General features: G+C 45.6%; 16 protein-coding genes. 6 read left to right on the top strand and 10 right to left on the bottom strand.

Annotation, left to right across the window (positions count from 1 at the left end; genetic code table 11):
• The first annotated feature begins 82 nt into the window (after positions 1-82).
• Both R7O03_RS00320 and R7O03_RS00315 read left to right on the top strand, forming a co-directional pair.
• A complete protein-coding gene (locus R7O03_RS00320; RefSeq protein WP_165439081.1) occupies positions 83-1,255 on the top strand; it encodes an MFS transporter in 1,173 nt (390 codons plus the stop codon).
• Between the two features lie 209 nt (positions 1,256-1,464).
• Positions 1,465-3,027, top strand: a complete 1,563-nt coding sequence (locus R7O03_RS00315) for a methyl-accepting chemotaxis protein (protein WP_054574701.1) — start codon at positions 1,465-1,467, stop codon at positions 3,025-3,027.
• A gap of 141 nt (positions 3,028-3,168) precedes the next feature.
• Here R7O03_RS00315 and tkt read toward each other — a convergent pair whose 3' ends face one another.
• Positions 3,169-5,160, bottom strand: coding sequence for a transketolase (gene tkt / locus R7O03_RS00310; RefSeq protein WP_053349254.1), 1,992 nt, complete (start codon positions 5,158-5,160; stop codon positions 3,169-3,171).
• A 125-nt stretch (positions 5,161-5,285) separates the two neighbouring features.
• Complete coding sequence (gene tal / locus R7O03_RS00305) at positions 5,286-6,236, bottom strand: transaldolase (protein WP_005373488.1); 951 nt, start codon at positions 6,234-6,236, stop codon at positions 5,286-5,288.
• 466 nt (positions 6,237-6,702) lie between these two features.
• On the opposite strand from tal, the gene R7O03_RS00300 reads away from it, so the two are divergent.
• Positions 6,703-7,704, top strand: a complete 1,002-nt coding sequence (locus R7O03_RS00300) for a sugar-binding transcriptional regulator (RefSeq protein WP_005387670.1) — start codon at positions 6,703-6,705, stop codon at positions 7,702-7,704.
• A gap of 165 nt (positions 7,705-7,869) precedes the next feature.
• Here R7O03_RS00300 and R7O03_RS00295 read toward each other — a convergent pair whose 3' ends face one another.
• The 5 genes from R7O03_RS00295 to moeA all read right to left on the bottom strand — a co-directional run bounded on the left by R7O03_RS00295 (position 7,870) and on the right by moeA (position 13,619).
• A complete protein-coding gene (locus R7O03_RS00295) occupies positions 7,870-8,700 on the bottom strand; it encodes a sulfurtransferase (protein ID WP_318131271.1) in 831 nt (276 codons plus the stop codon).
• A 129-nt stretch (positions 8,701-8,829) separates the two neighbouring features.
• Positions 8,830-9,330: a hypothetical protein gene (locus R7O03_RS00290; RefSeq protein WP_137282758.1), complete on the bottom strand. Its 501-nt coding sequence runs from the start codon at positions 9,328-9,330 to the stop codon at positions 8,830-8,832.
• Positions 9,331-9,342: 12 nt separating this feature from the next.
• A complete protein-coding gene (locus tag R7O03_RS00285) occupies positions 9,343-11,448 on the bottom strand; it encodes an LruC domain-containing protein (protein WP_318131270.1) in 2,106 nt (701 codons plus the stop codon).
• A 176-nt stretch (positions 11,449-11,624) separates the two neighbouring features.
• Positions 11,625-12,374 (bottom strand): molybdopterin-synthase adenylyltransferase MoeB, encoded by a 750-nt coding sequence (gene moeB / locus R7O03_RS00280; protein ID WP_318131269.1) that lies wholly within the window; start codon positions 12,372-12,374, stop codon positions 11,625-11,627.
• A gap of 9 nt (positions 12,375-12,383) precedes the next feature.
• Positions 12,384-13,619, bottom strand: coding sequence for a molybdopterin molybdotransferase MoeA (moeA, locus tag R7O03_RS00275; protein WP_318131267.1), 1,236 nt, complete (start codon positions 13,617-13,619; stop codon positions 12,384-12,386).
• 288 nt (positions 13,620-13,907) lie between these two features.
• Between moeA and folE the strand changes: the two genes are divergently transcribed.
• Positions 13,908-14,561, top strand: coding sequence for a GTP cyclohydrolase I FolE (gene folE, locus R7O03_RS00270; RefSeq protein WP_005373478.1), 654 nt, complete (start codon positions 13,908-13,910; stop codon positions 14,559-14,561).
• Positions 14,562-14,606: 45 nt separating this feature from the next.
• Here the strand turns inward: folE and R7O03_RS00265 are convergent, their stop codons facing one another.
• On the bottom strand, positions 14,607-15,554 hold the full coding sequence (locus tag R7O03_RS00265) for a TDT family transporter (protein ID WP_005373475.1): 948 nt from the start codon (positions 15,552-15,554) through the stop codon (positions 14,607-14,609).
• 261 nt (positions 15,555-15,815) lie between these two features.
• Positions 15,816-17,219 (bottom strand): H(+)/Cl(-) exchange transporter ClcA, encoded by a 1,404-nt coding sequence (gene clcA / locus R7O03_RS00260; RefSeq protein ID WP_005373473.1) that lies wholly within the window; start codon positions 17,217-17,219, stop codon positions 15,816-15,818.
• A gap of 491 nt (positions 17,220-17,710) precedes the next feature.
• Between clcA and R7O03_RS00255 the strand changes: the two genes are divergently transcribed.
• The gene (locus R7O03_RS00255; RefSeq protein WP_171346108.1) at positions 17,711-18,289 is read left to right on the top strand and encodes a hypothetical protein; all 579 of its coding nucleotides are present in this window, start codon (positions 17,711-17,713) and stop codon (positions 18,287-18,289) included.
• On the opposite strand, the gene R7O03_RS00250 is transcribed toward R7O03_RS00255, so the two are convergent.
• A complete protein-coding gene (locus R7O03_RS00250; RefSeq protein WP_005387686.1) occupies positions 18,270-18,683 on the bottom strand; it encodes a helix-turn-helix domain-containing protein in 414 nt (137 codons plus the stop codon). The genes R7O03_RS00255 and R7O03_RS00250 overlap by 20 nt on opposite strands.
• Positions 18,684-18,778: 95 nt before the next feature.
• Between R7O03_RS00250 and R7O03_RS00245 the strand changes: the two genes are divergently transcribed.
• Positions 18,779-19,687, top strand: coding sequence for an aldo/keto reductase (locus R7O03_RS00245; protein ID WP_005387688.1), 909 nt, complete (start codon positions 18,779-18,781; stop codon positions 19,685-19,687).
• The last annotated feature ends 105 nt before the right edge of the window (positions 19,688-19,792 follow it).

Raw genomic sequence — 19,792 nt, 5'->3', positions numbered from 1 at the left:
TGAGAATTACTCTCATATCTTTCTATTGTTTCTGCTTTCCTATATGTTATCTGTATACGTTGTAACCAAAAGGAATTTGGAATTGAATCGTAATGTATGGCTTCTATCCCTCTGCCAAGCCTTATTAATGACAGGGAATATTTTACTCATATCTGTTATTGCCCTTATTGGCAAAACACTTGCGCCGTCATCAAGTTTTATCACATTACCAGTTGCATTGCAGTTTTTGGGACTGATGGCCGCGACAATTCCTGCGTCGCTAATTATGGGCAAGTTAGGGCGTCGCCTTGGTTTTAGCCTTGGTAATGTCATTGGCATTTTGGGTGCTAGTCTAGCGACGTATGCATTAAGTCAACAAAACTTCTATCTGTTCTGCATGTCTACGTTTTTGCTTGGTGTTGGTATAGGTTTCGGTACTCTATACAGGTTTGCTGCCATTGAAGTGTGTGAAGAGTCGGCAAGGCATAGGGCGATTTCGATATCTATGGCGGGTGGGGTGTTAGCGGCGATCCTTGGGCCTAATCTGGCCGTGTACTCGCAGCAGTGGTCAGATGATGGCTTATACATTAGTGCATTTGCTGTGCTTGTCGTGCTTTATATAACCGCGTTGGTTGTGCTACAAACCATTCGTTTTCCACCTGCACACACGCAGGCGCTACACGCTAAGGCGGATAAGCTGAGAATGATTATTCGTCGACCTAATTTCATGCTGGCCGTTATCGCGGCAATGGTTGCGTACGCGGTGATGAACATTTTAATGACAGCAACTCCTTTAGCGATGATTGGTTGTGGCTTTGATTTTGATAAAGCGGCGGGAGTGATCGAATGGCACGTGTTGGGTATGTTTGCGCCTGCGTTTGTCACGGGCCGTCTGATAGAGCGGTTTGGCGCTAAGAATATGATTTTGGCGGGTGGGTTGCTATTTGTTGCTTGTATTGGAATTAATATACATGGAGTGTCTATATGGCATTTTAGTCTTGCTTTAATCCTGTTAGGAATAGGGTGGAACTTTATGTTTATCGCAGCAACCGGGCTGTTTAGTCAAAGCTATGAAGCGAAAAACAGAAGCAAGGCTCAAGCGTTTAATGAATTCTTCGTGTTCAGTTGTGTCACCATCACCGCATTACTATCTGGTTGGCTTGAGTCTACCGTAGGTTGGCAGAATCTTAATCTGTATGTTCTTCCATTTGTGTTACTCGTTATCGCGATGTTTGCGTTAAAAACGAATAAAAAGCCAGAATCACAAACCGCTTAATTAAGTCTTAATATATAACCCGGCCTATCGTGTCGGGTTTGTTTATTAGCTCAAATCAACAATCTCCTCTTTATGTTTTTATCGATAATGTGAATTCCCACAATAAAAATGTCGATTTGATAAGACTTTTTATCTAACTTTTTGTAATAAAAATAAAAATCCTGTATATATCTTGCCGAAAATCAATAAAAACTAAAGAAGTTTCGTCTATGTCAGCCAATATTTCTCATAAAGCTCAAGAAACTCTCGTGAGGGAGTCTGAGGAACTCGTCTCAACAACGAACTTACAAGGTGTTATTACATATTGTAATGAAGCCTTTTGCCGCGTTGCTGAATACACTCACGAAGAACTTGTCGGTCAGAACCATAATATAGTTCGTCATAAAGATATGCCTAAAGCCGCTTTCGGTGATATGTGGGCACGCCTTAAACAAGGTAAAGCCTGGCGTGGAATGGTTAAGAATGCCACTAAGTCTGGCGGTTACTATTGGGTTGATGCTTATGTCACCCCTATCTACGAAGACAACCATGTTGTTGGGTATCAATCAGTGCGCGTGAAACCAAAGCGAGAGTGGGTTGATATTGCGACAAAAGCCTACAAAAGCATGCGTGCTGCAGAGAAGTCTGGCCGAACTTGGTCGTTGAAAATCAATGAAACCATTCGCTATGCGATTCTACTTGGTGCACTAACCGCACCTGCAACCGCATATGCGTTGTCTGTTGAAGGGCCGTTGGCTTGGCTTGCAAGTGCGTTACCTGCAAGTGTTCTAGCTCTGTTATTCCGCCAAGAGTTAATTGATACACCTCAGCAACTTAAAAAGTTACAAAAGCAATATGACAGCGTAAGTCGCTTGATCTATTCTGGTAACACGGCATTTTCGATTGCCGATTTCCATATCAAAATGCTATCCGCAAGAATTCGAACCGTGTTAGGAAGGATGACTGACTCCGCATTGCCTTTGCAGCATTGCGCCGAAGAGCTTAGTCAAACAACGGCAGAAGTCTCGGCTGCATTAAATCAGCAAAATACCGATATTCATCGTGTGCGAGATGCTACCCAAGAGGTGGAGTCGTCGGCAAATTCGGTTTCTTCGAGTACCAATGATGCCCATATGTTGATTGATGATACATTGAAGTCATGCTTGATGGCGAAGGAGACCATCGATCAAACGCACACCAATCTAGCGAAGTTAAGCCTTCAAGCTGAAAAAGCGACGGAAACGACGTATCAACTGAGTGATCAGGCGCAGAAGGTGAACCATTTGATGGAAGAGATTGGTGGGATCGCAGAGCAAACCAATTTACTGGCACTCAACGCGGCGATTGAAGCGGCAAGAGCAGGGGAGCAAGGTCGTGGTTTTGCTGTTGTAGCTGATGAGGTCCGCGCGCTTTCTGGGCGAACATCCAATGCAACTGAACAAATCCAAGCCTCTATCTCCACTATGTTGGCAACGATTCAAAGTTGGCAGAAAGATATTCTGGCAAACAAAGAGCAAACCGATGCCTGTTCTCAAGTAGCAGAACAAAGCGCGTTGCGTTTGTCTGAAGTTGAACAGATGATGCAAACCATGAGTGGGCTGATGGTTGATGTAGCAGAAGCGGCGAATAACCAGTTAAAGCTATCTAGTGATGTAAACCAGCACATTCATTCTATTGCTTCGACCGCAGAACAAAACTTGGCAGCAACACATTCAGTTGAGCAAAATAGCCGACAGTTGAAAGACCAAGTACAAGATTTCTATCAGCTCGCACTTCGATTTGAAGACAAATAGTCGTAACGAAAGTTGTGATGTTTATGTCCTGGCTGCGTTTATGCGAATAGGAGCCAGATAAAAGAAAGCCCCGCCATTGCTGGTGGGGCTTTTCAGTTTTCACATTCGCAATAGAGAAAACTGACTACCTTTTTACTGCAATTACGCGAGTAGCTCTTTTGCTGTGTTCACTACGTTTTCAGTTGTGAAACCAAACATTTTGAATAGTTCGCCAGCTGGTGCAGATTCACCGAATGAAGTCATACCGATGATGCGACCGTCGAAGCCTACGTACTTGTACCAGAAGTCAGCAATACCTGCTTCAATTGCGATACGTGCTGTTACGTCTGATGGCAGTACAGCTTCACGGTAAGCGGCGTCTTGTTTGTCGAATGCGTCTGTTGATGGCATTGAAACAACGCGTACTTTCTTACCTTCAGCAGTTAGCTGTGCTGCTGCTTCTACTGCTAGTTCAACTTCAGAACCTGTTGCGATAAGGATTAGCTCTGGCTTGCCTTCGCAATCTTTCAGAATGTAAGCACCTTTCGCGATGTCTGCTACTTGTTCTACTGTGCGCTCTTGTTGCGCAAGGTTTTGACGAGAGAAGATAAGTGCTGTCGGTGCATCTTTACGTTCAATCGCTAGTTTCCAAGCTACAGCGGACTCAACTTGGTCACATGGACGCCATGTGCTCATGTTTGGTGTTAGGCGTAGCGATGCCATTTGCTCAACTGGTTGGTGAGTTGGACCATCTTCGCCAAGACCGATAGAGTCATGCGTGTACACTTGGATGTTCTGAATTTTCATCAGTGCAGCCATACGCATTGCGTTACGTGCATACTCCATGAACATTAGGAATGTTGCGCCGTAAGGAACGAAACCACCGTGTAGCGCGATACCGTTCATGATCGCTGTCATACCGAATTCACGTACGCCGTAGTGGATGTAGTTACCAGAGAAGTCGCTTGCTTCTAGAGACTTAGAACCAGACCACATTGTTAGGTTAGAAGGTGCTAGGTCAGCAGAACCACCCATGAACTCTGGTAGTAGAGCACCAAATGCTTCTAGAGCATTTTGAGACGCTTTACGTGATGCAATGTTTGCTGGGTTAGCTTGAAGATCAGCAATGATTTGGCTTGCTTTCTCTTCCCACTGTGCAGGAAGCTCACCGTTTACGCGGCGTTTAAATTCAGCTGCCAGCTCAGGGTACGCTGCTTCATAAGCTGCAAATTTCTCGTTCCACGCTGCTTCCTTAGCTGCGCCTGTTTCTTTCGCTGACCATTCTGCGTAGACTTCTTGCGGAATTTCAAAAGGACCGTGCTCCCAACCTAGTTCTTTGCGTGTTGCTGCGATTTCTTCTGCACCTAGTGGCGCACCGTGACAATCGTGTGAACCAGATTTGTTTGGTGAACCAAAACCGATGATAGTCTTAGTACAGATAAGTGTAGGACGTGGATCCGCTTTCGCTGCTTCAATTGCTGCGTTGATTGCGTCAGCATCGTGACCATCGACTGCAGGGATTACGTGCCAACCGTAAGCTTCGAAACGCTTAGGTGTGTCGTCAGAGAACCAACCTTCAACGTGACCGTCGATAGAGATGCCGTTGTCATCCCAGAACGCGATCAGCTTGCCTAGACCTAGAGTACCTGCAAGAGAACATGCCTCGTGCGAAATACCTTCCATCAGACAGCCGTCGCCCATGAACACGTAAGTGAAGTGGTCAACGATGTCGTGGCCTTCTTTGTTGAATTGCGCTGCTAGCGCTTTTTCAGCTAGAGCCATACCAACCGCGTTAGTGATGCCTTGACCTAGCGGACCCGTTGTGGTCTCGATACCTGGCGCGTAACCGTACTCTGGGTGACCTGGGGTTTTTGAGTGAAGCTGACGGAAGTTTTTCAGATCGTCGATAGACAACTCGTAACCTGCAAGGTGCAGTAGAGAGTAAATCAGCATTGAGCCGTGGCCGTTAGACAGCACGAAACGGTCGCGGTCTGCCCACTCAGGGTTTGATGGGTTGTGGTTTAGATGAGAGCGCCAAAGAACTTCAGCGATGTCAGCCATACCCATAGGTGCACCTGGGTGACCAGAGTTAGCTTGTTGAACACCATCCATGCTTAGCGCACGGATTGCATTTGCTAGATGTTTACGATCCATAGTGATTACTTCTCGATATTTGATTTAAATAGAGGGAACTCGCCGAAACAAGTTCAAATAGAATTTTTTGAAAATAGTGCTGATGGTAAAAGCGAGTAGACGGGCTACTCGCTTTTGGTAAGCAATTAAAGCTTAGCTTCGATCATCGCTTCTAGTTTGCCTTGGTCAACGGCGAAGTTGCGGATACCTTCAGCCAGCTTCTCAACAGCCATTGGGTCTTGGTTATGTTCCCATAGGAACTCTGCGTGAGTCATTGGTGCTGGACGCTCAGCTGCGCCTTTAGAATCAACTAGTTTCTCAACTACTTCACCCTCAGCTGCTTCTAGTTCTGCAAGTAGAGCAGGAGCGATAGTTAGACGGTCACAACCAGCTAGTTCTAAGATCTCACCGATATTACGGAAGCTTGCGCCCATAACTACAGTTTTGTAGCCGTATTCTTTGTAGTAGTTGTAGATCTTAGTTACAGATAGTACGCCTGGATCTTCTTGAGCTTCGAAGTCACGGCCTTCTTTCGCTTTGTACCAGTCCATGATACGACCAACGAATGGCGAGATTAGGAATACACCCGCTTCTGCACAAGCACGTGCTTGAGCGAACGAGAAGAGAAGCGTTAGGTTACAGTTGATGCCTTCTTTTTCTAGGATCTCAGCTGCGCGAATGCCTTCCCAAGTTGAAGCCAGTTTGATAAGGATACGGTCGTTAGTGATGCCAGCATCGTTGTACATTTTCACTAGTTGACGAGCTTTCGCTACGCTGCCTTCCATATCGTAAGATAGACGAGCGTCTACTTCTGTAGAGATACGACCTGGGATAGTTTTTAGGATTTCTTTACCGATGTTTACTGCAAGCATGTCACAAGTATCTTGAACTTGTTGAGCTTTGTCGTTGCTCTGTGCTTTAGCGTATTCGATTGAAGCATCGATTAGAGGTGCGTACTCTGCGATTTGAGCGGCTTTAAGGATAAGAGAAGGGTTAGTTGTTGCGTCTTCTGGCTGATACTTTTTAATTGCATCAATCTCGCCAGTGTCTGCTACTACAGTCGTTAGTTTACGAAGTTGCTCTAACTTGTTGCTCATAATCGATCATCCTATTTAAATGGGCTTAAGCGTGATTTTTGTTATCACAGCTTGTGCATTTGCAAGCGAGTTAGCTAACCGTCTCATCGCATTTAATGAGACATCTGCTCAGCCAACTACGGAAAATTTCGTTACCGAACAAATGCTATGAACATTTGATCGATAGCTGAGTAAATGATGTGTCCATATTTATCCTATCTATGCTGAAAGTCAATCGCTGAAATGGACTTATAGTGAACTTCATCAACGTTTTTTTACTGTGTGTTTAGTGGTTAACCCAAATAAACGTTTGCCCTTATTGTTCAAAGCTTGAGCGTTGTCCAAGAGGGTAAAAAATTGTAGTGAGAAAATGTTATTGCGATGAGCAAATGTAGCGTTTAAATTGATAAAGAACATATGCTAAGTCAATGAGCATATGTTCACTTATTGCATACAATATCGATCCTCTTAAAGGGCGAGAGAAACCATGAGCAGTTCTAATCAAGATATTTCCATTGAAAACACGGATTTGTTGACAGAGATTTCCGTCGCGTATTATCAAGACGGTGCGACTCAGGAAGAGATATCGAGAAAATTTGCCATATCACGCGCAAAGGTCGGGCGAATGCTCAAGCAGGCGCGTGATGAAGGCATTGTTGAAATTACCGTTAAATACCATCCGGTGTTCAGCGCCAAGATTGAACAACGTTTGATCGAGCGATTCGGCGTTAAGCGCGCGCTGGTTGCTCTTGATCAACCGAATGAAGAAGCGCAACGACTACAGGTATCGGGATTGGTGTCCAATTATCTCACTAGCACGCTCAAAAACGGCATGGTGGTGACGGTCGGACAAGGGCGCAACGTGTCGTCTGTCGCTCACCATATTGGTGTTATTACGCCGCGTGACTGTAAATTTGTGTGTGGCATTGGTGGTATTCACCCGCGTGGCGGTATGTATAACGCCGACCATATTTGTCGTCAGTTGGCGAAGAAATATGGGGGAACCTCTGAAACCCTTTATGCGCCGGCATACGCAGAAAATAGAGAACAGAAGTTGGCCTTCATGCAAAATGCAACCGTGAAACAAACGCTCGACCTAGCACGTAAAGCCGATGTTGCTTTGGTTGGTATTGGTGACATGAGCGAAAACAGTTACATGGTCGACTTAGGTTGGTTTACGCCTGATGAAGTGGTTCAGTCGAGACTTCAACAAGGTGTGGTAGGGGATTTTGCAGGTTATGACTTCTTTGATATTCACGGTAATGTAGCGAACACGGTAATGAGTGACCGAGTAATTGGACTTGGTATTGAAGAGTTTCGGCCGATCTCGGAAGTCATTGCGATCGCAGCTGAGAACAGCAAGCCACTCGCTCTACTCGGAGCATTAAGAACTGGAGCGATAGACGTGATCGCCACGAGCGTTAGCAACGCATTAACCGTGCTCAACTTAGATGAGCAAATGCACGGCAACGCGACATCTGAACGCTAACGGAAATAGTCGGCTTTTGATGTAGTCAGGCTATGAGGGGTGACAAATCACTCATAGCCAGTTTCTATTTCGAAATGACAAGTTTGGTTTAGAAGCTGCGTTTAGTTTATTGGAACACATCATCTTTAGATAAACGTAAGATACTTTGTTAAACAGACACTTGTCTTAACACTCGATAGGTAGAGAGTGGTCTGCACCCCATTCGGTCCAAGAACCGTCGTACACCGACAGGTTGTCCAGACCAATTTGATACGCCGCGAGTAATAAAATGCATGCGGTTACACCGGAACCGCAACTAAAAATAATCGAATTGTCACTATCTATCGTTAGTGCGCTAAATATCTGTTGCAACTCTGAATTTGGTTTAATGTGACCGTTGGCCAAGAGTTCTTGAAACGGTAAGCAAACCGAATTTGGAATGTGCCCACTACGTAGACCTTCTCGTGGCTCAGGCACTTCACCAAGGAAGCGAGCTTTGGCTCTGGCATCGATGATATTGGCACTTTTATTGGTTGAATGAGCAAGAACATCTTGTGCATTCAAAAAGGCATTTTGGTTGAGCTTGCCCGCAAAGTTGCCTTCTTCGCTTGGTTGCGATAGGGCACTTTCGGCAGGGAGTCCTGCTTCAATCCAAGCTGGAAGACCGCCATTTAAGACTCGGACATTGTCATGCCCCATGGCTTTGAACATCCACCAAGCTCTTGGTGCCGCTAAAGTGCCTGAGTTGTCATAAACCACAATCAAGTCTTCGTTGTTCAAACCGAGTTGTTGCGCACTTTGGTTGAAGCCTTCTTCTGTTGGCATCATATGCGGTAGGGAGGAGCCGGGTAAGCAAAAGTCATTGTCGTAATCAAAGCGTAAAGTATTTGGAATCCACTTATCTTGAATCTTTTTACCTTCACAAGGGATTTGAAACGCAATACTAGCGTCGAGGAGCTTGACGTTAGGTTGGCCGAGAAGGCTATTGAGTTCATCAGTACTAATCAGTGCGTGCATTGTCTTTAGTTTGCTAGGTGGATAATCTTACTGTTTTACAACAAAAAAATCGCATGTTCAAAAGAACGATGCGATTTTTAAGTTAAAGATTGAAGATTTGTTCTGAAAGACAGCTTTCGATTTACCCAGTTACATGGTCCAAGTGTTGTCTCCAGAAGTAATCACTTTCTGAATTGGGTCACTACCGTCATAGAACCAAATTTCAACAAGTAGGCTACCTTGGCTATCAGAAACATTAAAGTCGACATTTGCTGTACCATTGTTGAGTGGAACCGATGCGACTTTGCTTGGGTATTTTGCATCGTAGTTACCTGAACTGTTCTCGACAAACTCTTTGTACACGCTTAGGTGTGCTCGTTGTGAAGAGAAACCACTGATGTCTACATTGAGCGTACCTTCCGTCACTGGGTTGTAGCTAAAGCCATCTGGTACTACTAGATCCTGCATGGTTGCATCTTCCACTGTTACCGTTGTCTCTTCTTCAGTAGTTTCTTCCTGCTGGGTAGTATCTTCCTCTGGCACCGTGGTTTGGGTTGGTGGAGGTGGTGTACTGTTACCACCTCCGCCGCCACCGCCTCCGCCACAAGCTGTTAGTGCTAATCCCATGATGATTGTGATAAGTGCTTTCATAATGTTATCTCCCTATGGAATGTAGCATTTGTTAGGTGTTGGAGCGGTGTGCCAATCTGTGCTTAGTTCGCCACCAGACTCAGCCCAAGCTTGGAATTGAGGGTATGCATCGACCATGTCTACACGCTCTAGCGGCCAATCCCAATCTTCTACTATCAACAGTGCCCAAGGTAAGTTGTTTGCTGTTTTGAAGTACACACCTTGTGCAGGGTCACTTGCATCGACGCCGACACCGAAGAGGTTTTGGTCATCAAACTGTTCTGTTGGTGCTTGGTCTGCTAAGTGAACTTCCCATTTACGACCTGGTTGGAAGGTAATCCCGTCGCCATGGTAAGTGCCCGGTGTTGCAAAGATGAACGGGTCGTATGGCATGGCTTGAATCGCTGAACGGTCAGAGCCTTCAGTGAAGTAAACATTCAAGGTAAAGGTGAGTGAAACGTTATCATCACAGCCAGGCTCTGTGCGGAAGTAGCTACAGCTGCTCGCCGCGTGTGTGCTTAAGTCTTCACTGATGATGAAAATTGCTTCATCAGAAATACTTTCCAAGCCATTAGATGCTTGTTCTACACCATTGAAGGATAGCGTTGTTAATCCGTTTTCAATCGAGCTTCTCAGTACACCCGGTAGTCGGATTGCGAAGCCATTTTTGTAACTTGCGCCGTAAGCCGCTAGGTCACCAGTAATTTGAATATTCTCAACATGACCAGCAAGACTGGTTTCAGTGATGCGGAATTTCACGACCACATCGTTCATGTCGTAGTCTGCGGTGTATGGCCAATTATCTTCATAAGCCACGGTGGCGTAATCTTCTGCACTCGGGAAATATTCCACTGAGTAGCCATTACCAGTGATAGTAATTGGGTAATCTTCCACCTCACCAGACGTCGAACCACCATCGTAGTTTAATCCGGTTTGTTGGCTGAAGCGGAATCGACTCCAGCTTGAACCTTCCGTTGCAGCGGTTGAAACGACAAACGGTAGGGGATTATTACCCGCAGACAGTAATTCGTCAGTAAAGACTTGTTCGCCTTCATCATCAAAGTCACCATCGCGGTTCCAGTCAAACCATGCTGATAGGTAGCCAGAAGTAGAAGCGGTGACATTCACAATTGAGCTTAAGCCTGGATCAAGTGCGGATACAAAACCAACACCATCTTCATCGGCTGTGCCCACAGAGTTATCGTTTGCCTGTCCGTCGGCATCACCATCTGGAGCGACGGAACCAAGCCAAGTTACACCGTCCACTTCGTGACGAGGACCGTTTGACGCAAGTGTTGTGTGGTAGCTGTCTGGAGCATCACCGAAATCAATTGGCTCGTCTTCGTTAATCACCGGAGCATTTGCACAACGTGCACCGTCATTTTGGCTTGAGCTTGGACCGTTGGATACAAACTCAACCGCAGGAACGATACCTGCTGCGATATTGGCTGCGTTACCTTCCGAAAGGTCAACGCGATAGATTTTGCCATCTTGGTTACGTGACACGTAGTAGTTGCCGTTTACATCGAAGTAGCCAGCACCAAATGTGCCTTTCTCACCTGTGTCACCTATCGCAGTTGCGCTACCATTTGATGGGTTGAACTGATACAGCACTCCAGAGTTATTGTCGATGCCGTAAAGGGAACCGTCACCGGGATGGAATGCAAAGTCGGTTAGGTTCACAGTCGCAGTAGAGCTGATTTTCACGATGCTCAATGTTGCATTTGGATCAGAATCGAGCGGAGAAAGGTCAATGGAGAAAAGTCCTTTGCCTTTGCGATACAAGTAGTAGACGTGGTTGTAAACGTCACCTACGTAAAACGTGTGGTCGGTAGGAAGACCTGAAACATCAAGCGTCGCTGCTTGGAAGTCTTGACCAAGACGAACAATCTTTTTGTTTGTGGTGTCGTAGCCGTAGATATAACGGTCAGTGAAGTTAAAACCTACCCCGTTAATGCCCGAAGCCAAACCTGTGTCGTCCTCTAAAAGAGTCGTAGAACCTGTAACCAAATTGACGCCATAGATTTGAACCGGGGTTGATTGGAATAGGTATGCTTTGCTTGGGCATGTATCAAATGGCGCCGCTTGTGCGTAAGCGCTCGCTATTAGAGACCCAAGTAGTAGTGATGTCCTTTTCATAATTCGCCCTCTCATTGGTTCGTGATATATGCAATGAAAGGAATGTGCCAAATTTTAAGTTGTTGAATTTTATGAAATTAAGATTTGTAAGAAGAGGGGTTTTAAATCTGATTGTCAAAATGAGAAAAAAGCCCAACATCGAGTTGGGCTTTTTGGGAATGATTATAGGTATTGAACTAACTACAAACCGGACAGGAGGGCATTTTCATCAGATTCATTTCTCGCCAAGACATGCTGAGCGCGTCCAAAATCAGAATTTTGCCTTTCTTTGGCTGGCCGTAATCAGCAATCACTTTAATCGCTTCCATCGCTTGTACTGCGCCAACAATACCCACAACAGGAGCCATGACTCCAGCTTCGACACAACTTAACGCACCGCTGCCGAAGAGGGCACTTAAGCACTGGTAACATGGTTGCGCTGGGTCATCATAAGTAAACACACTCACTTGGCCTTCCATGCGAATGGCCGCTCCTGAAATTAGCGGTGTTTTGGTCGCAAAACATAGGCGGTTAAGTTGATTGCGCGTATCGACGTTATCTGATGCATCGACAACAATAGTGTGTTGCTTAATCAGGCTCTCTAACGCGGTATCATCAAGACGTTTTGCGATGGTATCTACGATAATGTGCGGGTTAAGCTCGCGTAGCGCATCGGCCGCCGACTCTACCTTCTTACGACCAATATCCGCATCGTGGTGCAGCACTTGGCGCTGAAGGTTAGACAGCTCGACGATATCATCATCAATCAGCGTGATTTTACCGACACCAGCCGTCGCCAAATATTGGCTTGATGCGCAGCCTAAACCGCCAGCACCAAGCATCAATACCGATGCTTGTTTGAGTGCTTCTTGTCCTTCAAAGTCAAACTGACGAAGAATGATTTGGCGGTTGTAACGCAACATTTCCTGATCGGAAAGAATATCCACAACGTCTTCCTAGTAAAGGGTTGAGTTGAATAGTTGAATCTGAACCGTTTCGCCCACTTCAATTCGGCCGCGCTCACGTTCCAATACAACAAAACAGTTGGCTAGGCTCATTGAGCGGAATGCACCAGAGCTTTGGTTACCGGTTGTTTCAACGACAAACTTGCCATCTTCCAGTGTATAGATACCACGTTGGTAATCGGTACGACCTGGCGCTTTTTTAAAGGCGGTTTTGGTTGTTGCCGGAATAGACTCGGGTGCTTTCCATTCGGTATGGCCTGCAAGTTTTGCCAGCATTGGTTGAACAAGCACGTACATAGTTAGCACGGCAGAAACCGGGTTACCCGGCAGACCACAGAACCAAGCAGTGCTTAACTTACCAAACGCGAAAGGTTTACCCGGCTTGATTGCTAGCTTCCAGAAACCGATTTCACCAAGTTCTTCAAGAATGTCTTTGGTGTAATCCGCTTCGCCCACACTAACACCGCCTGAGGTCACAACCACATCTGCTAATGTTTGCGCTTGTTCAAAGGTCGCTTTTAGAGTCTCTGGGCAATCTGGAATGATGCCTAGATCAACGGCTTCACAACCGAAGTTCTCGATAAGCGGTTTAATACCGTAACGGTTGCTGTCGTAGATTTGGCCTTCGTCTAACGGTTCGCCCAGTGGTTTAAGCTCATCGCCAGTAGAGAAGAAAGCAACTTTTGGCTTACGTACTACTGTCACGTGGCTAACACCAAGAGACGCAATCATCGGAATATCACGAGGTGTCAAACGTGCACCTTTTGCCAGTACGATATCGCCTTGCTTGATGTCGTCACCTGTTGGGCGGATGTTGTTTTGTGGCTTCACGTCGGTTTGGTTGAACTGAATGCCAGCATCCGTTACTTCTGTGTTTTCTTGCATGATAACGGCATCACAACCCTGTGGGATTTTTGCGCCAGTCATGATGCGAACACAGGTACCTTGAGGCCATTCACCTTCAAAAGGTTGTCCTGCAAATGATTTACCTGCCAGAGGCAATACAGAAGATGACTCAAGATCTTGAATGCGAATAGCGTAACCATCCATTGCTGAGTTATCGAATGGCGGTACGTGAATAGGAGACAGGATGTCTTCTGCCAGTACAAAACCGAGTGCGTCAGCAAGTGGAAGAGAAAGCGTTGTTTGGATAGGTTTGATTCGCGATAGCATTTTGTCCATCGCTTCTTCAATTGGCATCAAGCCAGGTGCGTCGCAGCAGCCCATTGAGAAAATCCTGTGTTCTTTTGTTTTGTGGCAACTTTACCATAAAAAGGGGACTGAGTAAGAATGTCCACCTATAAAATATGGGTGTAATTATTCAAAAATCCGAGTATCCTTGTCAGCCATCCGAAAGGGGTAAAAAAGCCCGCGGAGCTCAATAAAATCAGCTCAGTACCTATATTTGATGTGACTTGGTGTAAAGACACGAAACTGAGCAACTCAAAGCGAAAAATATGAATGCAATTTTGATTGGGTTTGTATTAAAGCGGAAGTAACAAAAGAGGAAGTGGAATGTCAGGTCTTAGCGAGTCAGCGAAGTTAGTAAAAGAAGCGCTAGAGCAACGCGGTTTGGAAACGCCAATGCGTCCAAACAACGTAAGTCGTGAAGAGAAGAAAGAGAAGATCGAACACCACATGCGTGAGATCTTAGGTCTACTTCAACTTGACCTTACCGACGATAGCCTAGAAGAAACCCCACACCGCATTGCTAAGATGTACGTTGACGAAATCTTCTCTGGTCTGGATTACTCTAACTTCCCGAAAATCACGGTGATTGAGAACAAGATGAACGTGAGCGAGATGGTTCGCGTGAAGGACATCACAGTGACCAGCACTTGTGAACACCACCTTGTGACCATCGATGGCAAGGCGGCTGTGGCTTACATTCCACGTGGCAAGATCATTGGCTTATCAAAGATCAACCGTATCGTTCGCTTCTTTGCACAGCGTCCACAAGTTCAAGAGCGTATGACACAGCAGATTCTTGTTGCACTTCAAACGTTGCTTGAGTCTGATGATGTGGCAGTGACGATTGACGCAACACACTACTGCGTGAAATCTCGCGGTGTGATGGATGCAACCAGCGAAACGACAACAACAGCATTGGGTGGCATCTTCAAAAGCAACCCAGCAACGCGTGCCGAGTTTCTGCACGGTTTACGTTAGGTAACCAAGCACTATTCTAAGAGGATGGCAAACGCCATCCTTTTTTTATGCTTGTTTAGAAAATGACTTCATGATTTCTGGCCAATACATTTTGACGTAACCTGCCGATACCCAAACAACCAATACAGTCGCGATACTGAGCTCTAGAAAACCAAAGTCGTGCAGCCAGTGCCAGTGAGGGTGCGATTCGGCAAAAAAAGAGGTTAAGCGATGCATTGCGATAGCGCTGATCACGGAAGGAAAGGTTACTGCCGCGATAGAAGGTTGAAACTTCAAGCGAAGTAAGCGGAAGTAACATAAGTAGATCAATAAAGTCATAGTGATGGCGATCCCTGCCAATGCGCCTGTTAGTATCGGATCAGGTAAGGGAAAGTTCACCAAGTATGCTGCTAATGACAAGTTTACCGGCGCGGCCATAATCGCGAGGGTCGGTCTTGCTCGCCTTGGTAGAGAGCCGAAAAACACTAAGCGATACAACACGAGTGGCAGCATGAAGAAATAAATGCCGATGCACATCATCGCTAATGTTTCGGAGAATAAGTTGTGACCTAGTTGAGAACCGGCTAGTGAACTACTGATTAGCCCCACCGGATAAAGAAACCAACTCGGTACGATATTGGACATTTTGAAGTTCATTAGCTGAAAGCTAAAAAACAGCACCATCATAGTAAAATGCAGCAAAAGCGCCATAAACCAAAGTGGATAAGCGATGATAGGTGCTACAGCGGCAAGATAATCTGCAAGGATCAGTAACGCCATACTCATTGGTGCCATTAAACTACCACTCAGTGGGTGACGAATGTCGACCATGAATAATCGTGGATTCGCGGCATATTTTATGAGTACAGGGGCGAGTAAAAGTGCGCCGAGTGACGCCAAAAATGGGCGTATCGGTTCACCAATCTCAGGAACATAGAGTGCCCAAGCTTGCCCTAAACCTATCATACCTAGTGCCAACGCGGCTTGAGACGGCGGGACACTATAAAACTGCACAAGTCTTCTCCAGTTCAAATCTACTCCATTTGATTTTTGCCTGAATGAAACAAAACATGACGATTTGGATGAAATGCTCTATTTAAGTAGCGAATACTAACAAGTATGGAGAGGGGTTTCTCATGAAAGGTGGTGAGCAAATATCAGAGAATGATAATTTTGTGAGTTTGGTATCGAATATTTGGGAAAAGATGTAAAAATGCAGAGTTTATCGCTCCAAACCCTTCGATAGTCTGGAGCGAAGTGATAACAAAGAGAATGTTATGTTGATTGATTCTCCGGTAGATCCTGTTGGCGTAACTTTTCGTTTTTGATTGTGCGATGCAGCAACTGGCTGTAAATAGGTTGTCCACCCAACAATTGAGCAATAATCACAGCGCCCAAACAAGTAATGATCAATGGCAGGATTAAGTAGTAGTTATTCGTCATTTCAATCACTAACAGAATACCTGTAATCGGTGCACGTACCGTTGCAGCAAACAGGGCACCCATGCCCGCAATCGCAAATACACCAGGCTCGATATCAAGCGCAGGGAGCAAGACATCAGCACTTGCTCCGAACGCATAGCCAAATAAGGTTCCCAGAGCAAGCATAGGTGCAAAGATGCCTCCCGGCGCACCAGAACCAAAACAGAGCAGGGTTGTAATTACACGACCAAAGAAAAGCAAAACTAAAATAGATACCGAGTAGTTACCGTTAGTAATGTCAGGAATAAGGCCGATACCACCACCAGTTAGTTGGGGTACGTACAAAAGAAGCAAACCAAACACGCCTCCCAGTAGCGAACCCACAATCAAGTAGCGCTTACGATCGTTTTTGTGAATTGCGACAAAACTGTCTTGTGCCACGGTAATCAGTTTATTGAAGATCACGCCAAACACGCCAAACAATGCGCCAAGCAATAAAAACAGCCATAGGGTTTGAAGCTCTGGCGACTGGTATTGCGGCATAGTGATAACGGCGTCTTGCCCGTTGATGGCGCGAAACACTATGTTCGCCATAATGGCAGAAATGATCACTGCGCGAATTGAGATCAAAGAGTAGCGAAACTGAGGTCGCATTTCCTCCACAACGAACATAATGCCTGCGAGTGGGGCATTAAAAGCCGCAGCCAAACCGCCAGCAGCACCAGAAGCGAGCAGGGAGTGGCGGGTATCGTCATCCTTTACCCGGAATATATCGGTCACCATTCGACCTACAGCACCACCCATTTGAACGGTTGGGCCTTCACGACCCAGCACCATACCTGAGCCAAGTGCGCCCATGCCGCCGAAGAATTTTACTGGTAGAACTCGCCACCAGCGCACTGGACGAATATTATCCATTGCCCCTTCGATTTCAGGAATACCAGAACCTGCCGCTTCTGGCGCAAAGCGGTGCACAAGAAAATAGCCAATAAAAGCTAAAAGTGCGCTAATGAGAACCGCTGCCAGCCACAACGGTAGAACATTACCAATTTCGCTTCTTAACCATTCTGTTCGTGTTTCAGAAACGAAATGAACGGCAAGCTCGAAATACGTACCGACAAAACCAGCCAACGTACCCACAATGGCGGCCATAATGAGAACAGAAAATGGTGTTGACCCTCGAGAGACAAACTGGTTAATCGCATCTTTCGGTACGTGCGCCAACACAGATTTCACAATTCTCTCGCGTTTGGTCATTAACAAGCTCTCCTGTTGCTGGGGGAAGGGACGAAAGAAAGTATACGCTTCGCAGAGTCTAGACCTAATCAATAAAGATGCAATTTAGCTTTTCACTATTGAGTGTTTGAAGTGTCGCGATATTATTCATTCACTCAGATTGTGCTATTGCTCTCATAATTTAGGGTAAAAAACTTGTTTTTTGAGAAAAATGAACCATGCTTTAAATGTAAAGCAACATGACTGCTTCAGAAGGAGGGATGTGAGGTTTTACACACAATTTGGATGGATTCAAACCCTACGGTAAGTCCTCGTTTTATGTTCGGGATGCATCAATAGACATCGCCGATTCGCACACTCACGATTGAGTAACGAGGTAGAGGCGCACGCACATGTGCGCCTTCTTAATTTCTGCGTCATAACTTTCATCACCACCTACAACTATTTTTCTCTTGAACATTTTCTTGCAGTTAGTAATGTCTTAGTTCGATGTCAACCAACTAGAGCAGTGCATGCGCTTTTATCTTCGACTCTTACTTTCTTTATGTTTTTGTTCGGTAACGTTTCCGGCACTTTCAACGCCGAGCTGGTGGCAAGACACGTTGTCAGCTATGCCATATTCCAATCTAAAAGAACGTATAGAAAAAAGTGGGAGCTGGTATGGTTGCGAAGTGCAGCTGCTAGACAGCTCAACGTTTATCAGCGCATTTTGTTTGGATGATTTTTCGTACTACCACCAGCACTTGTATGGTGAAGTAATTTTGAGAAGAGAAAGTGCTCAGTTCTCGTTTCTCACTGAATACGAGTGGCAGCGTCTGAATGACTTACTTCTCAACTTAAGAAAGGATGGGTTAGTTTTACGCAGAGTTACTATCGGACAAGAACACTATGATGTCGTTGAAGCTCTGGAAAAGAAATCTTCCGAACTTGTCGATAAAGAAGTTATTTTGTTGATGAACCGCTATCCGCAAGAAGCGATTCGAAGTTTGCTTTGGGTAAAACCGGACGAGTTTCTGACGCCATCACCGTCCTTAAATGTGCACTTGCGCAGTGATGGCGAAATTATCGAGGTCAAAGTGACTCGTTTTTAGATTCTTTATGGAGAGATAGGAAGGTCGCCATTGCAGATTCGTCCAAAAAACCATCCGATTTTTTGTGAGCGCGCAGGTATTGATAGCCTGCGATTAGCTTGCGGTGTAGCTCTTCTGCATCGTCTGACAACGGCTGATTCATAACGTGTTGAAAGGCAAGTTTGTACGCATCCATATCCACGACTTCAGCACGGCGATATAAATAACCACATCCCGTTGCTAACCATTCGAGAGAGCAATTGGCGCGCATTGCAATTTGATTTGCTTTGGTTAGGCTAGGTTCACTGCCTTTAAGGTATTTGCGTATTAAAGCTTCAGACACATCGACGCGTCGAGCGAACCCGCTGATGCTTTCTTCTCCGATCAGGGTGGCTAGGCGTTGGGCAAAAGACATATTTCGTACTCCAGTTCGAATTGCGAAAGTTTACCCGTTGAGCCGGTACGAAAACAAGACTACGATGAATGCAGATCAATTGAAGGAGAAAACCCATGGTTGCAAAAGTAGTAACTGCACCAAAAGGCCCAGAGTTCTCAGAGCTGGTTCAAGGATATTGGCGTGCAGTTGAGTGGGGAATGACGGCTCAAGAGCGTTTGTCATTCCTCAAGCAACACATTGAGTTAGGCATTACGACAGTCGATCACGCCGACATCTACGGTAATTACGAGTGTGAGGCGTTGTTTGGTGAAGCGTTAGCTTTAGACAAGAGTGTTCGTGAGCAAATTCAGATCGTGACGAAATGCGACATCAATTTGTGTGGCGATAAAACGCCAGAGCGTAAGATCAATCACTACGACACGAGCTCAGCACATATCTACCAATCGGTGAATAACTCGCTAGAACGTTTGAATGTGGATGAAATCGACGTACTTTTAATTCATCGTCCTGACGTGTTAATGGATGCGGACGAGGTTGCAGAAGCATTTTCTGAGCTTCACAAAGTCGGCAAAGTGAAGCACTTTGGCGTGTCTAACTTCACTCCACGCCAGTTTGAACTGCTGCAATCTCGCTTAGGTAAGCCGTTGGTTACTAACCAAGTGGAAATCAACCCACTTAACTTTGAGGTTGCTCACGATGGAACGCTTGACCAAATGCAAATGTTGCGTACGCGACCAATGGCTTGGTCTTGCCTCGGTGGAGGTTCAATTTTTAGTGGTGACAGTGAGCAAGCTGTTCGTGTCCGTAACGAATTAGAAGCAATTCGTGAAGAAGTGGGCGCAGCGAGTATTGACCAAGTAATTTATGCCTGGGTACGTCGTTTGCCATCTAACCCTATTCCAATCATTGGCTCTGGTAAAATCGAGCGTGTGCAAACTGCAGTTAATGCATTGAACATCGAACTTACTCGAGAGCAATGGTATCGCGTATGGGTGGCTTCTAAAGGTCATGGTGTGCCATAGAATTGATATCTTATCGATGAAATTGTTATTAAAGGCATCCTCTAGCAGGGTGCCTTTTTAGTTTTAGCGCGTTACTGTTTACCCATTATGGAAATGGAAAGAATG

The sequence above is a fragment of the Vibrio sp. Vb2960 genome (assembly GCF_033337665.1).
GTDB classification, from domain to species: Bacteria; Pseudomonadota; Gammaproteobacteria; order Enterobacterales; family Vibrionaceae; genus Vibrio; species Vibrio alginolyticus.
The sequence above is the reverse complement of the archived record's forward strand: the minus strand, read 5'-3'. Positions and strand labels throughout refer to the sequence as shown.

Bases quoted from the DNA above. Each gene is read 5' to 3' on its own strand.
- folE (WP_005373478.1), top strand. From the start codon at position 13,908: ATGTCAGGTCTTAGCGAGTCAGCGAAGTTAGTAAAAGAAGCGCTAGAG.
- R7O03_RS00315 (WP_054574701.1), top strand. From the start codon at position 1,465: ATGTCAGCCAATATTTCTCATAAAGCTCAAGAAACTCTCGTGAGGGAG.
- tal (WP_005373488.1), bottom strand. From the start codon at position 6,236: ATGAGCAACAAGTTAGAGCAACTTCGTAAACTAACGACTGTAGTAGCA.
- tkt (WP_053349254.1), bottom strand. From the start codon at position 5,160: ATGGATCGTAAACATCTAGCAAATGCAATCCGTGCGCTAAGCATGGAT.
- R7O03_RS00290 (WP_137282758.1), bottom strand. From the start codon at position 9,330: ATGAAAGCACTTATCACAATCATCATGGGATTAGCACTAACAGCTTGT.
- R7O03_RS00300 (WP_005387670.1), top strand. From the start codon at position 6,703: ATGAGCAGTTCTAATCAAGATATTTCCATTGAAAACACGGATTTGTTG.
- R7O03_RS00250 (WP_005387686.1), bottom strand. From the start codon at position 18,683: ATGTCTTTTGCCCAACGCCTAGCCACCCTGATCGGAGAAGAAAGCATC.
- R7O03_RS00245 (WP_005387688.1), top strand. From the start codon at position 18,779: ATGGTTGCAAAAGTAGTAACTGCACCAAAAGGCCCAGAGTTCTCAGAG.
- R7O03_RS00255 (WP_171346108.1), top strand. From the start codon at position 17,711: ATGCGCTTTTATCTTCGACTCTTACTTTCTTTATGTTTTTGTTCGGTA.
- R7O03_RS00285 (WP_318131270.1), bottom strand. From the start codon at position 11,448: ATGAAAAGGACATCACTACTACTTGGGTCTCTAATAGCGAGCGCTTAC.
- clcA (WP_005373473.1), bottom strand. From the start codon at position 17,219: ATGACCAAACGCGAGAGAATTGTGAAATCTGTGTTGGCGCACGTACCG.
- R7O03_RS00295 (WP_318131271.1), bottom strand. From the start codon at position 8,700: ATGCACGCACTGATTAGTACTGATGAACTCAATAGCCTTCTCGGCCAA.
- moeA (WP_318131267.1), bottom strand. From the start codon at position 13,619: ATGGGCTGCTGCGACGCACCTGGCTTGATGCCAATTGAAGAAGCGATG.